Source organism: Pseudomonas sp. BNK-45 (genome assembly GCF_047456255.1).
Lineage (GTDB): Bacteria > Pseudomonadota > Gammaproteobacteria > Pseudomonadales > Pseudomonadaceae > Aquipseudomonas.
The window spans coordinates 5,853,378-5,865,411 of the sequence record NZ_CP179909.1 but is presented as its reverse complement, the minus strand read 5'-3'; the positions used below and the strand labels follow the sequence as shown (position 1 = coordinate 5,865,411).

General features: G+C 62.3%; 14 protein-coding genes. 6 read left to right on the top strand and 8 right to left on the bottom strand.

The genetic code is table 11. From position 1 onward, the window contains the following. Positions 1 to 3 precede the first annotated feature (3 nt). Positions 4 to 417 carry an alternative ribosome rescue aminoacyl-tRNA hydrolase ArfB gene (arfB, locus tag ACMGG8_RS26550; RefSeq protein WP_060838110.1) on the top strand — a complete coding sequence of 138 codons (414 nt, stop codon included), beginning with the start codon at positions 4 to 6 and terminating at the stop codon, positions 415 to 417. On the opposite strand, the gene ACMGG8_RS26545 is transcribed toward arfB, so the two are convergent. From ACMGG8_RS26545 to phhA, 6 genes are all read right to left on the bottom strand, one after another. Continuing rightward, positions 414 to 1,613 carry an MFS transporter gene (locus ACMGG8_RS26545; RefSeq protein WP_060838111.1) on the bottom strand — a complete coding sequence of 400 codons (1,200 nt, stop codon included), beginning with the start codon at positions 1,611 to 1,613 and terminating at the stop codon, positions 414 to 416. The two genes, arfB and ACMGG8_RS26545, sit on opposite strands and share 4 nt — an antisense overlap. Before the next feature lie 116 nt (positions 1,614 to 1,729). Further along, a complete protein-coding gene (locus tag ACMGG8_RS26540) occupies positions 1,730 to 1,912 on the bottom strand; it encodes a hypothetical protein (RefSeq protein WP_060838112.1) in 183 nt (60 codons plus the stop codon). 85 nt (positions 1,913 to 1,997) lie between these two features. Further along, on the bottom strand, positions 1,998 to 2,129 hold the full coding sequence (locus tag ACMGG8_RS26535; protein WP_256596728.1) for a hypothetical protein: 132 nt from the start codon (positions 2,127 to 2,129) through the stop codon (positions 1,998 to 2,000). Between the two features lie 197 nt (positions 2,130 to 2,326). Then, a complete protein-coding gene (locus tag ACMGG8_RS26530) occupies positions 2,327 to 3,517 on the bottom strand; it encodes an amino acid aminotransferase (protein WP_414158714.1) in 1,191 nt (396 codons plus the stop codon). Then, positions 3,517 to 3,873, bottom strand: coding sequence for a 4a-hydroxytetrahydrobiopterin dehydratase (locus tag ACMGG8_RS26525; protein ID WP_007930096.1), 357 nt, complete (start codon positions 3,871 to 3,873; stop codon positions 3,517 to 3,519). The genes ACMGG8_RS26530 and ACMGG8_RS26525 overlap by 1 nt, the downstream gene beginning before the upstream one ends. Before the next feature lie 69 nt (positions 3,874 to 3,942). Continuing rightward, on the bottom strand, positions 3,943 to 4,734 hold the full coding sequence (gene phhA / locus ACMGG8_RS26520) for a phenylalanine 4-monooxygenase (RefSeq protein ID WP_060838114.1): 792 nt from the start codon (positions 4,732 to 4,734) through the stop codon (positions 3,943 to 3,945). Between the two features lie 305 nt (positions 4,735 to 5,039). Between phhA and ACMGG8_RS26515 the strand changes: the two genes are divergently transcribed. After that, on the top strand, positions 5,040 to 6,602 hold the full coding sequence (locus ACMGG8_RS26515; RefSeq protein WP_060838115.1) for a sigma-54-dependent transcriptional regulator: 1,563 nt from the start codon (positions 5,040 to 5,042) through the stop codon (positions 6,600 to 6,602). A 53-nt stretch (positions 6,603 to 6,655) separates the two neighbouring features. On the opposite strand, the gene ACMGG8_RS26510 is transcribed toward ACMGG8_RS26515, so the two are convergent. Next, a complete protein-coding gene (locus ACMGG8_RS26510) occupies positions 6,656 to 7,378 on the bottom strand; it encodes a TylF/MycF/NovP-related O-methyltransferase (RefSeq protein WP_414158713.1) in 723 nt (240 codons plus the stop codon). After that, positions 7,375 to 8,241: a hypothetical protein gene (locus tag ACMGG8_RS26505; protein WP_414158712.1), complete on the bottom strand. Its 867-nt coding sequence runs from the start codon at positions 8,239 to 8,241 to the stop codon at positions 7,375 to 7,377. Before ACMGG8_RS26505 ends, ACMGG8_RS26510 begins: the two co-directional genes overlap by 4 nt. 331 nt (positions 8,242 to 8,572) lie before the next feature. Here ACMGG8_RS26505 and ACMGG8_RS26500 point away from each other — a divergent pair, with 331 nt between their 5' ends. From ACMGG8_RS26500 to ACMGG8_RS26485, 4 genes are all read left to right on the top strand, one after another. Then, entirely contained in the window at positions 8,573 to 9,313 is a 741-nt protein-coding gene (locus ACMGG8_RS26500; RefSeq protein WP_016965788.1) for a flagellar basal body rod protein FlgF, read from the top strand. Positions 9,314 to 9,358: 45 nt separating this feature from the next. Then, positions 9,359 to 10,144, top strand: a complete 786-nt coding sequence (gene flgG, locus ACMGG8_RS26495; RefSeq protein ID WP_060838118.1) for a flagellar basal-body rod protein FlgG — start codon at positions 9,359 to 9,361, stop codon at positions 10,142 to 10,144. A gap of 61 nt (positions 10,145 to 10,205) precedes the next feature. Then, positions 10,206 to 10,901, top strand: coding sequence for a flagellar basal body L-ring protein FlgH (gene flgH / locus ACMGG8_RS26490; protein ID WP_060838119.1), 696 nt, complete (start codon positions 10,206 to 10,208; stop codon positions 10,899 to 10,901). A gap of 15 nt (positions 10,902 to 10,916) precedes the next feature. Then, on the top strand, positions 10,917 to 12,026 hold the full coding sequence (locus ACMGG8_RS26485; RefSeq protein WP_016963126.1) for a flagellar basal body P-ring protein FlgI: 1,110 nt from the start codon (positions 10,917 to 10,919) through the stop codon (positions 12,024 to 12,026). The last annotated feature ends 8 nt before the right edge of the window (positions 12,027 to 12,034 follow it).

Genomic DNA, 12,034 nt, shown 5'->3' with positions numbered 1-12,034 from the left:
TCCATGCTGGTGATTTCCAACAATGTGCATCTGCCGGATGCCGAGATCGAGCTGACCGCCATCCGCGCCCAGGGCGCGGGAGGGCAGAACGTCAATAAAGTGTCCAGCGCGGTGCATTTGCGCTTCGACATTCCGGCCTCGTCCTTGCCGCCCTTCTACAAGGAGCGCCTGCTGGCGCTGCGCGACAGTCGCATCACCAGTGACGGCGTGATCGTTCTCAAGGCCCAGCAGTACCGCACTCAGGAGCAGAATCGTGCCGATGCCCTTGAGCGCCTCACCGAGCTGATCCTCAGTGCCGTCAAGGTGGAAAAGAAACGCCGCCCCACCAAACCGACCCTGGGTTCGAAGAAGCGCCGTCTGGAGAGCAAGGCCAAGCGCGGCAACATCAAGGCCGGTCGCGGCAAGGTGGACTTCTAGCCGAGTGCGCGTTCCTTGCGCTGCCGGGGCGCCTGACGGTACAGGCACAGGCTGAGTACCAGGCCGCAACAAGCGGCGATGGCGGCGAACAGGAAGATCGAGGCAAAGCCGAAACCCGCGGCAATCGCCCCGGCCAGGGGGCCGGTGATGCCCAGCGACAGGTCGATGAACAGCGAATAGGCGCCCACCGCGGCACCTCGGCTGGAGGCTGGCACCAGGTTCACCGCTTCCACCCCCAGGGCCGGGAACACCAGGGAGAAGCCGAAGCCGCTCAAGGCCGCGCCGGCCAGGGCCCAGTTGGCGTCCGGAGCCTGCCACAGCAGCAACAGGCCGAGGGTTTCCACCGACAGGCAGGCGATCGCCACGCGAAAGCCGCCCAGGCGGTTGATCAGGTTGCCGAACAGCAGGCGGGCACCGATGAAGCTGGCGCCGAACAGGCTCAGGCACAGCACCGCGTTGGCCCAATGCTGAGTGGCGTAATACAGGGTGATGAACGTGGCGATGGTGCCAAAGCCGATGGAGCCCAGGGCCAGGCCGCAGCCGTGGGGGAAGACCTTGCCCAGCACATGGATGAATGGCAGGCGTTCGCCGGCGACGATGGGGGCGGCGACTTTCGGCCAGGCCAGCAGCAGGCCGAGCACGGCCAGCAGGATGATGCTCGAGCCCATGCTCCACAAGCCGAGATGATCGACCAGCCACGCGCCCAGGGGCGCGCCAATGGCCAGGGCACCGTAGCTGGCGATGCCGTTCCAGGAGATCACCTTGGCGGTGTTGGCCGCGCCGACTCGCCCGATGCCCCAGCCAATCGAACCCGAGCCCACCAGGCTTTCCGCGCTGCCCAGCACCAGGCGGCCGGTCAGCAGGCTGATCAGGCTCAGGGTCGGCAGATGTTGCAGCCAGGCCGAAAGCAGCATGAACACGCCGCTCAGTCCGCAGCCGGCCAGGCCGTACATCACCGCGCGCTTGCTACCCAGGTTGTCGATGATGCGTCCTGCGTAGGGGCGGCTGAGCAGGGTGGCCAGGTACTGCACGCTGATCACCAGGCCGGCGATGACTGCGCCAAAACCCAGGTCGCTGTGCACATAGCCCGGCAGCACCGCCAGGGGAATTCCGATGTTCAGGTAGCCGATAAAGGTGAACAGGACGATGGAGACGACTTGCAGCGTGACCGCCAAGGGGCGCTGGGAATCTGGCATGGGGATGGGTCCACGGCGACAGCTAAATAGATAGGCTGCTTATGATACCGATGTGGACGCTGATGCAGGGGGAGAATTCGACGCGTTGTTCAGATCTTTCGGGTCAGGGTGTTGACTCAGGCGTCTTGGTCTTGCAACAGGTGAGTGGTGACCAGGGCGGCGATGGCGTTTTCCTGGGTGCCGAAGCGGGCCAGCAGGGCGGCCTGTTTCTGCGCGCTGAGGCGGTTCCACACCTCGATCATTTTTTCCGCGGTGCCGATCAGTACGCTGGCCTGGGTTTCGCTGAAGGAGTCGGTCATGGTCGGGTGAGGCTCGGAGGGAGGTTTCAGGCGGTGTGGAAAGCGCTTGAGTAGCGCTTTCCACACGGTCTGGTTACAGCATTTTTCAGTCTTCGCTGTCGGCCTTGCGGCGGTCGGCGGCTTCTTGCACTACAGGCTTTTCAGCACTGGCTTGGGGCGGGGTGGTCTGCTCAGTTTCGTGCAGGCTTGGGAAGGGGAGATTCGGGATCTCATGCATGTCGTTGCTCCTCGCAAAGTCTGTTTTTTAAATCGCTGGGTAGGTCCGCGCTTTTAAAAAGCCTGGGCAGGATACAGCACTGGAAATGACAAAAAGATTTTTATCGCGATTTTTTGGGATGAAAGGATCAGGGCTGCGCCGCAAATGCCTTGCCGAGGAGGGCGTCCTTTAGACACCCGCCTCGGCAAACACATGTTTCAGACGACCCGGGCGATGGCCTCGGCCAGCAGGTCCAGGCGGGTGGCGTCGATCCCGGCCACGTTGGCACGGCCGGAGCTGACCATGTACACGCTGTGCTGCTCACGCAGCGCCTGCACCTGAGCCGGGCTCAGGCCGGTGTAGGAGAACATCCCGCGTTGCACACCGATATGGGCGAAGCGCTCGGCCAGGCCATGGGGTTGCAAGGCCTCCACCAGGCCGGCGCGCAGTTGCGCGATGCGCTGGCGCATGGCTTCCACTTCGTCGATCCAGAGGCGCTTGAGTTCGGCATCGCCAAGGATGGTGGCGACCACTGCAGCGCCGTGATCCGGTGGTGTGGACCACAAGTTGCGGGCGATGTGGGCCAGTTGGCTGCGCACGTCCAGCAGTTTTTCGCCGTCCTGAGCGCAAACGATCAGGGCGCCGGTGCGGTCGCGGTACAGGCCGAAGTTCTTCGAGCAGGAGCTGGTGATCAGCACTTCCGGCAGTTCGGCGGCGAACAGCCGCACCGCCCAGGCATCCTGCTCCAGGCCATCGCCAAAGCCCTGGTAGGCGAAGTCGATCAGTGGCAGCAGCTTGCGGCTGCGCACCACCTCCAGTACCCGTTGCCAGTCGGCGTGGCTGAGGTCGAAGCCGGTCGGGTTGTGGCAGCAGGCGTGCAGCAGCACCACATCGCCCTCGGGCACCCGGTTCAGGGTCGCCAGCATGGCCTCGACGTCCAGGCGGTTGTCGCTGCCCACGTAAGGGTAGTGGCTGACCTTGACTCCGGCTGCGGCGAAGATGGTTTCGTGGATCGGCCAGGTCGGATCGCTCAGCCACACGCCACGGCCCGGCAGGCAGTGGGCGATGAAGTCGGCGCTCAGGCGCAGGGCGCCAGTGCCGCCCGGGGTCTGGGTGGCGCCGGCGCGCTGGCTGGCGATCAGCGCAGAGTCGCTGCCCAGCACCAGTTCATTGATCACCTTGCCGAAGGCCGCGTCGCCGTGGCCGCCGATGTAGATCTTGGTGTCCTGGCGATCCACCAGGCGCTGCTCGGCCAGCTTCACCGAACGCGGAATCGGAGTCAGGCCCTGGGCGTCTTTGTAGACCCCCACGCCGAGGTCGAACTTGTTCGGATTGGGATCGCTGGCGTAGGCCCCCATCAGGCCGAGAATCGGGTCGCCGGGTACCCGGCCGATGGCGTCGAAATGCATTACTTGCGTCCTTCTGCGGTCTTGGCCACTTCGTCGGTGCGGGCGGCCATGATGAAGTCGTTGCGGTGCAGGCCCTTGATCGAGTGGCTCCACCAGGTCACGGTGACCTTGCCCCACTCGGTGAGCAGGCCCGGGTGATGACCTTCGGCTTCGGAGATCTCGCCCATGGCGTTGGTGAAGGCCAGGGCGAACTTGAAGTTCTTGAACAGGAAGACTTTTTCCAGCTGCATCACGCCGTCGCGAACTTCGATGTTCCAGTCAGGGATCTGCTTGATCAGTACCGGCAGTTCTTCGTCGCTGACTTGTGGAGCATCGGCGCGGCAGGCTTCGCAATGGGCTTGGTTCAGAGCGGTCATGGTGTGTTCCTGAGTTCGATTCTTGTTGGAAGTTACTATCTTTCGCAGCGGCTCGCGAGTGCGAACCGCTCAGGCCGCCTTGGGTTTTGGCGGGAACTTGGGCGCGTGCAGGCCCAGCTGCATGCCTTGGTGGACCAGGGCCATGATGTCTTCATGGGCCAGGTCGAACAGGCGCTTGAGGTTGGGCAGGACGAAATAGATCGGTTGCAGGATGTCGATGCGATACGGCGTGCGCATGGCTTCCAGCGGGTCGAAGGCCTGGTGTTCCGGGGCTTCGGAGAGGCTGTATACGGTTTCCTTGGGCGAGGAGAGGATGCCACCGCCATAGATGCGTCGCCCGGCCGGGGTTTCTACCAGGCCGAACTCGATGGTCATCCAGTACAGGCGCGCCAGGTATACCCGCTCTTCCTTGGTGGCTTGCAGGCCGAGCTTGCCGTAGGTGTGGGTGAATTCGGCGAACCAGGGGTTGGTCAGCAGTGGGCAGTGGCCGAAGATCTCGTGGAAGATGTCCGGCTCCTGCAGGTAGTCCAGCTCTTCTGGGGTGCGAATGAAGGTCGCCACCGGGAAACGCTTGCTGGCCAGCAGCTCGAAAAAGGTCTGAAAGGGAATCAGCGCCGGCACTCGGGCCACTTGCCAGCCGGTGGTTTCGCCGAGGACCTTGTTGATTTCGCTCAACTGCGGGATGCGATCGTGGGGCAGTCCGAGTTTCTCGATGCCATCCAGATACTCCTGGCACGCACGACCCTCGATGACTTTCAGCTGACGCGTGATCAGGGTGTTCCACACCGCGTGTTCTTCGGGTGGATAGTCGATAAAACCTTGCGCGTCGGGCTCGCGGGCCACGTACTGCGTCTGCTTCATGCTGCTCTCCTGCCAGGGGATGCGTTCTTGTTATGTGTGACCCCAGTCTTACCCGAGGGTGCGACGCTTTGCAGCAGGCGTTCGGTGGGCGTGAGGGGCTATTGGGTGCCTATTTGTAAAGTAATCGTTACGAATTTGCCTGGGTGGCCGCCGTGTTGTGGGTTTTCAGCTTTGAAAAAGCCCTTTGCTGTCACATAATCTTGACGATTATCTGCGTCACCCTGCAGAAAGTTTGCCAAGGCCGGCGTCAAAAGCGTCGGTTTTCGGCGTTTATGCCCTTTATCATCAGCTCCGGGCCTCCTTTTATGCGTATCAAAGTTCACTGCCAGAACCGCATCGGCATCCTGCGCGACATTCTCAATCTGCTGGTGGAGTACGGGATCAACGTGGCCCGTGGCGAAGTGGGGGGCGAGCATGGCAACGCCATCTACCTGCACTGCCCGAACCTGATCAATCTGCAGTTCCAGGCGCTGCGCCCCAAGTTTGAATCCATCGCCGGGGTCTTCGGTGTCAAGCGTGTCGGGCTGATGCCCAGCGAACGTCGGCATATGGAGCTCAATGCGCTGCTGGGGGCGCTGGAGTTCCCGGTGCTGTCCATCGATATGGGCGGCTCCATCGTTGCCGCCAACCGGGCGGCGGCGCAGTTGCTGGGGGTGCGGGTGGATGAGGTGCCGGGCATTCCCCTGTCGCGCTATGCCGAAGACTTCGACTTGCCGGAACTGGTACGGGCCAACCAGTCGCGGATCAACGGGCTGCGGGTCAAGGTCAAGGGCGATGTGTTCCTGGCGGACATCGCCCCGCTGCAATCCGAGCACGACGACAGCGAGGCCATGGCCGGCGCGGTATTGACCTTGCATCGGGCGGATCGGGTCGGTGAGCGCATCTACAACGTGCGCAAGCAGGAGTTGCGCGGTTTTGACAGTATTTTCCAGAGTTCGAAAGTCATGGCGGCGGTGGTGCGTGAGGCACGGCGCATGGCGCCGCTGGATGCGCCGCTGTTGATCGAGGGCGAAACCGGCACCGGCAAGGAGCTGCTGGCCCGCGCCTGCCACCTGGCCAGCCCGCGGGGGCAATCGCCACTGATGGCCCTGAACTGCGCCGGGTTGCCGGAATCCATGGCTGAAACCGAGCTGTTCGGCTATGGCCCCGGGGCCTTCGAAGGGGCGCGGGCCGAGGGCAAGCTGGGACTGTTGGAACTGACCGCCGGAGGCACCCTGTTTCTCGACGGCGTGGGGGAGATGAGCCCGCGTCTGCAGGTCAAGTTGCTGCGTTTTCTGCAGGATGGCTGCTTCCGGCGGGTGGGCAGTGATGAAGAGGTGTATCTGGATGTGCGGGTAATTTGCGCGACTCAGGTCGACCTGTCGGAGCTCTGTGCCCGGGGCGAGTTTCGCCAGGACCTCTATCACCGGTTGAATGTGCTGTCGCTGCATATACCGCCCCTGCGCGAATGCCTCGATGGCCTGACCCCGCTGGTGGAGCATTTTCTCGATCAGGCCAGCCGGCAGATCGGCTGCCCGCTGCCGCGACTGGCACCGGCGGCCATGGAGCGCCTGAGTCACTACCACTGGCCGGGCAACGTCCGGCAGTTGGAGAACGTGTTGTTCCAGGCGGTCTCGTTGTGTGATGGCGGCATGGTCAAGGCCGAGCACATCCGCTTGCCGGACTACGGTGCCCGTCAGCCCCTGGGGGATTTCTCCCTGGAGGGCGGCCTGGAACAGATCGTCGGGCGCTTTGAGAAGGCCGTGCTGGAAAGCCTGTACGCCGAGCATCCCAGCAGCCGGCAGTTGGGCAAGCGTCTGGGGGTGTCCCATACCACTATTGCCAACAAGTTGCGCCAGTACGAGGTCGGCAAGGAATCTCCGGAATAAAAAAGCCCCGCTGATGAAGCGGGGCTTTTCGTTTGGCTCGGGGCTGGCTGTCTTCAGATATGGAAGTAGCCGACACAGGAGTCAAAAGGCAGGCGCTTGAGTTCGATCTTGTTCATGTCGAACACTTCGCGCAGGGCCTTGGTTTCGCCCGGGAAGTTGCGGTAGGCGACTTCGTCGAGAACCACGATAGCGCCCTTGGGCATGTACGGCAGGAAGGTTTCCAGGGCGACCTTGGTGGGCTCGTACAGGTCGGTGTCGAGGATCAGCATGGCCACTACCAGGTCTGGACGCGACTTGACGAATTCCGGCGCGGTCTTGCAGATGTCGCCCTTGACCAGCTCGCAGCGCGGGATGCGGTTCACCGGACGCAGCAGGTCGTTGGCATCGATCATGTCCTGGATCAGCGACTGGTCGGTGTCGGAGAACATGCTTTCGTTGATGTCGGCCGGGTCTTCGTCCTTGTTGATGCTGGTGAAGCCTTCGAACGTGTCGAAGCCCACAATGGAACGGTTGATGGCGTAAGGCTCGAGGATCATCGACAGGTGCATGTAGAGCATCAGCGAGTTGCCCTTGTACACGCCGCATTCGATGATCGCGCCGGGTACATCCATGACCTTCTTGAACAGCTCCATGCGCGACAGCGCGGCGGTGACGTTGATGCGGTTGGCGAAGACGAAGGGTGCGTCGGCAACGTACTCGGCGTCGACCCGCTTGAGTACGCCGGCGCGGGTTTCGTTGTATTCGGCTTCGGCGGGGGTAAGGCGACGTTTGGTCATGGCTTGAATCCTTGGAAATTCGAGAAGTCGTGGGCGTGGAAGTAGTCTTTGAAGCCGGAGCCGACGTCGGGGCAGGCGCTGTCGACGTTGGGGGCTCCGCGGTGGTGTTTCAGGTCTTCGAGGTGCATCAGGCGGAAGTCCACGCTGAAGCGGGTGCGGTCGGTACGGTTGGGGACAGTGCCGTGCAGGTGCGAGCCGGAGAACACCAGCATCTCGCCGCAATTGCCGGCAATGCGGATCTCCGAGGCGTTGTCGATCTCTTCCAGGGGAACTGGATGGACCCGCACTTCTTCTGTCAGGTTGTCCTTGGCCTTGTGGCGCTGGTTACTGATCCAGTCCTTCAGGCTCCAGTCTTTCGAGGTGTTGGCCACCGGCTTCTCGAAGTAGCCGGGGTTGATCATCATGGTCTGGTCCGGGGTGATGCTGTAGACCGGCATCCAGGTGTTGATCTGGCAGTCCACGCTGCCATACCAGCTGTCGCGATGAGGCTTGTAGGCGTAGCTGACGCCGGCGTGGAGGTAGTCGTAGTTGGGCACGACCCGCAGGCGCGGTACGTCGAAAATGTAGTCCCGAGGATCGATGCCGATCTCGTGTATGAAGGCAAGGATCAGATCCTTGACGCGCTGGCTGTTGGTGAACTGGCCCTTGAGTCGGGTAACCCGGCTGACGAACTCTTCTACCGGCATCATCGTGTGCAGAGCCTGGTGGTTGGTTTCGCCATCGAATGCCGCGGTGATGCTTTCCTTGGCGTACCCGCAGAGTTCTTTTGCGGTGGCCAGGTCAGTGTCCAGGAAGATATCCCCGGAATAGATGGCTTCCTTGAAGTCGGCTGTCTTGCGCAGCTGATTGAGGTACAGGTTCAAAGTGGTTCTCCTTGGCAGTCACTGGCTTAGGTGTCGGCCACCCCCCTGCAAACTGAAGTCGCAAGCGCCAGCGACTGTGTCTAGCAAGAACTGTTCACAAAGTGCCGGCTTGGTGGTCGAAAGTTCCCCGGGAGCGCGACCGATACTTGCCGTCAGCGGCATAAGTCCGCCGTTTTTTCGTCTCTTGGCTCGTCTTGAAAACCACGTTGCTTGCGTTAAAGCCCCGGCCTGCATGGTGTGCGTTGCTTGGCGTGGAAGTTGGTGTAGAAATTGCTTGCGCCATGCCTACTACAGCGTGGGGCGGCAAACGTCCGGCAGATGAGGAACGATTGTGGACAAGTACCTTTATGTGGCAATGACCGGCGCCAGCCAGAACGCACTGGCGCAAAAGGCTCATGCCAACAATCTGGCGAACATCTCCACCAACGGCTTTCAGCGCGACCTGGAACAGGCGCGCGCGATGCCGGTGTTTGGTGACAGTTTTCCGGCGCGGGCCTTTGCCATGGGCGAGCGGCCAGCCACGGACTTTACTCCCGGCTCGATGGTGGAAACCGGTCGTGACCTGGACGTAGCCGTCAGCGGCAAGGGCTGGATCGCCGTGCAAAGCCCCGATGGCAGCGAAAGCTATGTGCGCACCGGCAGCTTGAACGTCGACGCTCTGGGTGTGCTGCGTGCCGGCAACGGCATGCCGGTCATGGGCAACGGCGGTCCGATCGCCGTGCCGCCTGAGCAGAAGATCGAAGTGGGCCAGGACGGCACCATCAGCATCCGTGCCATGGGTGAGGGGCCGCGGGTCATGGCCGAGGTCGATCGCATCAAGCTGGTCAATCCGGACATCAAGAACCTGACCAAAGGGCTCGATGGCTCGATCAAGACCAAGGACGGCCAGCCGGCGCCGGCCGATGCCAATGTCCAGCTGGTGTCGGGATTCCTGGAGTCGAGCAACGTCAATGCCGTGGAAGAGATGACCGCGGTGCTGGCCTTGTCCAGGCAGTTCGAATTGCACATCAAGATGATGAACAGCGCCAAAGAAGACGACCAGGCCATGGCTCGGGTCTTGCAGATCAGCTAATTACCAGTACCTAGCGCCGTAAAACAGGCGCGAGAGGAGAATCGAATGCTTCCGGCTCTATGGGTTGCCAAAACCGGTCTGTCCGCCCAGGACACCAACCTGAGTGTGATTTCCAACAACCTGGCGAACGTCTCGACCACGGGTTTCAAGCGTGATCGCGCGGAATTCCAGGACCTGCTGTACCAGATCAAGCGTCAACCGGGTGCCCAGTCGACCCAGGACAGCGAACTGCCAAGCGGCCTGCAGGTCGGTACCGGTGTGCGCATTGTCGGCACCCAGAAGAACTTCACCGCCGGCAGCCTGCAAACCACCGAGCAGCCGCTGGACCTGGCGATCAACGGCCGGGGTTTCTTCCAGATCCTGCAACCCGACGGCACCACGGCCTACACCCGTGACGGCACCTTCCACCTCAACTCCAATGGCCAGATCGTCACCGCCAGTGGTTTTGCCCTGGAACCGGCGATTGTCGTGCCCAACGACGCGCAGACTTTCACCGTGGGTCAGGACGGCACCGTATCCATCACCATCGCCGGCAACCCGGCGTCCCAGGTGATCGGCAACCTGCAAACCGCCGACTTCATCAATCCGGCCGGCCTGCAGGCCCAGGGCAACAACCTGTTCCTGGAAACCGCCGCCAGCGGCGCGCCGCAGATCGGCACTCCGGGTCTCAACGGTTTCGGCACCACCCTGCAGAACACTCTGGAAGCGTCCAACGTCAGCACGGTCGAGGAGATGGTCAACATGATCACCACTCAGCGTGCCTACGAGATGAACTCCAAGGTGATCTCCACCGCCGACCAGATGCTCTCGTTCATAACGCAGAAGCTGTAATCAAGTCTTGAGGTCGCCACAGGTCTGATGTGGCGTGCCGGCAACATCGTGAGGAAGGGTCATGAATCGGTTTATTTGTGTTCTAGCGCTGAGTGGGAGTGCCGTGCTTGCGGGCTGTGTTGCCCCGCCGCCCAAGCCCAATGACCCTTACTACGCGCCAGTATTGCCGCGTACACCGCTGCCTTCCGCGTCCAACAATGGTTCGATTTACCAGGCCGGCTTCGAGCAGAACCTGTACAGCGACCGCAAGGCGTTCCGGGTCGGTGACATTATCACCATCACCCTGAACGAGCGGACCAACGCCAGCAAGGGCGCCAACTCGGCCCTGACCAAGACCAGCTCCAACAGCGTTGGCCTGACCTCGCTGTTCGGTGCCGTACCCAACACCAACAACCCGTTGGGCGATGGCGACCTGACCCTCAATGCCGGCTACAGCGGCAACCGTGCGACCAAGGGCGACAGCAAGGCGGCGCAGAGCAACAGCCTGACCGGTTCGATCACCGTCACCGTGGCCGATGTGTTGCCCAACGGCATCATCGCGGTACGCGGCGAGAAGTGGATGACCCTCAACACCGGCGACGAGCTGGTGCGGATCGCCGGCCTGGTCCGGGCCGACGATATTGCCACTGACAACACCGTTTCCTCGACCCGAGTGGCGGATGCGCGCATCACCTATTCGGGCACCGGCTCCTTTGCCGATGCCAACCAGCCTGGCTGGTTCGACCGTTTCTTCCTCAGCCCGCTGTTCCCTTTCTAGGTGATGAGAAGCCTCATGTTCAACTTCAAGCACCTGATGGCGGCGGCCTTGTTGCTGTCCACTTCCCTCGGCGTTCAGGCCGAGCGGCTGAAGGACATCGCCAGTATTTCCGGCGTGCGTTCCAACCAGTTGATAGGCTACGGCCTGGTGGTCGGGCTTAACGGCACCGGCGACCAGACCACCCAGACGCCGTTCACCCTGCAGACCTTCAACAACATGCTGTCGCAGTTCGGCATCAAGGTGCCGGCCGGTTCCGGCAACGTGCAGTTGAAGAACGTTGCGGCAGTGTCGGTGAGTGCCGATCTGCCGGCTTTCGCCAAGCCGGGCCAGCAGGTGGATATCACGGTTTCGTCCATCGGTAACTCCAAGAGCCTGCGTGGCGGCACCCTGTTGCTGACACCCCTCAAGGGGATCGACGGCAACGTCTATGCCATCGCCCAGGGCAACCTGGTGGTGGGCGGTTTCGACGCCGAAGGGCGCGACGGTTCGAAGATCACCGTCAACGTGCCGTCGGCCGGGCGGATTCCCGGCGGCGCTTCGGTGGAGCGAGCCGTGCCTAGCGGTTTCAACCAGGGCAACAGCCTGACCCTGAACCTCAACCGTTCGGACTTCACCACCGCCAAGCGCATCGTCGACAAGATCAACGACATGCTCGGCCCGGGCGTGGCCCAGGCCATCGATGGTGGTTCGATCCGCGTCACCGCGCCACTGGACCCAAGCCAGCGCGTGGATTACCTGTCGATCCTGGAGAACCTGGAAGTCGATCCGGGGCAGGCGGTGGCCAAGGTCATCATCAACTCCCGGACCGGCACCATCGTCATCGGGCAGAACGTCAAGGTGTCGCCGGCGGCGGTGACCCACGGCAGCCTGACCGTGACCATTACCGAAGACCCGATCGTCAGCCAGCCCGGTCCTCTGTCCAATGGCCAGACCGCGGTGGTGCCGCGTTCGCGGGTCAATGCGCAGCAGGAAGCCAAGCCGATGTTCAAGTTCGGACCGGGCACCACCCTGGATGAGATCGTTCGCGCGGTGAACCAGGTGGGCGCGGCCCCAGGCGACCTGATGGCGATTCTCGAAGCCTTGAAACAGGCCGGCGCGCTGCAAGCCGACTTGATCGTGATTTGAGGTGGCGG

Bases quoted from the DNA above. Each gene is read 5' to 3' on its own strand.
- flgG (WP_060838118.1), top strand. From the start codon at position 9,359: ATGCTTCCGGCTCTATGGGTTGCCAAAACCGGTCTGTCCGCCCAGGAC.
- phhA (WP_060838114.1), bottom strand. From the start codon at position 4,734: ATGAAGCAGACGCAGTACGTGGCCCGCGAGCCCGACGCGCAAGGTTTT.
- flgH (WP_060838119.1), top strand. From the start codon at position 10,206: ATGAATCGGTTTATTTGTGTTCTAGCGCTGAGTGGGAGTGCCGTGCTT.
- ACMGG8_RS26545 (WP_060838111.1), bottom strand. From the start codon at position 1,613: ATGCCAGATTCCCAGCGCCCCTTGGCGGTCACGCTGCAAGTCGTCTCC.
- arfB (WP_060838110.1), top strand. From the start codon at position 4: ATGCTGGTGATTTCCAACAATGTGCATCTGCCGGATGCCGAGATCGAG.
- ACMGG8_RS26530 (WP_414158714.1), bottom strand. From the start codon at position 3,517: ATGCATTTCGACGCCATCGGCCGGGTACCCGGCGACCCGATTCTCGGC.
- ACMGG8_RS26535 (WP_256596728.1), bottom strand. From the start codon at position 2,129: ATGCATGAGATCCCGAATCTCCCCTTCCCAAGCCTGCACGAAACTGAG.
- ACMGG8_RS26485 (WP_016963126.1), top strand. From the start codon at position 10,917: ATGTTCAACTTCAAGCACCTGATGGCGGCGGCCTTGTTGCTGTCCACT.
- ACMGG8_RS26510 (WP_414158713.1), bottom strand. From the start codon at position 7,378: ATGACCAAACGTCGCCTTACCCCCGCCGAAGCCGAATACAACGAAACC.
- ACMGG8_RS26525 (WP_007930096.1), bottom strand. From the start codon at position 3,873: ATGACCGCTCTGAACCAAGCCCATTGCGAAGCCTGCCGCGCCGATGCT.
- ACMGG8_RS26515 (WP_060838115.1), top strand. From the start codon at position 5,040: ATGCGTATCAAAGTTCACTGCCAGAACCGCATCGGCATCCTGCGCGAC.
- ACMGG8_RS26540 (WP_060838112.1), bottom strand. From the start codon at position 1,912: ATGACCGACTCCTTCAGCGAAACCCAGGCCAGCGTACTGATCGGCACC.